Source organism: Pseudomonas sp. Lb2C2, assembly GCF_052112205.1.
GTDB classification, from domain to species: Bacteria; Pseudomonadota; Gammaproteobacteria; order Pseudomonadales; family Pseudomonadaceae; genus Aquipseudomonas; species Aquipseudomonas kilonensis.
Map to the genome: position 1 here is coordinate 1 of NZ_JAUTYW010000048.1, position 239 is coordinate 239.

1 protein-coding gene is annotated in these 239 nt (G+C 64.0%); it reads right to left on the reverse strand.

What is annotated here, in order from left to right:
- On the reverse strand, positions 1-239 hold a 239-nt coding region (locus tag Q7F16_RS30215), incomplete at both ends, for a hypothetical protein (RefSeq protein WP_409557437.1).

A 239-nucleotide genomic window follows, 5' to 3' on the forward strand; every position in this document is an offset into this window, starting at 1 on the left:
ACCGTCGCGGTGCTGCCATCCGGGTAAGTCACAGTAACCGTGCTGTTCGGCTCGGCACTGCCGCTGACCACCAGGCTGCCGTCGGCATTGGCCACCACGGTTACGCTCGGCGCAACTGGCGCCGTGGCATCGGCATAAGCCACCACGGTGTCAGGGCTGACATTACCTGCTGCGTCCGACGAGTTCGCAGTGACATCACCGGTCGGTTGGTTCACCGGCGAAGTGACGCTGTAGGAACC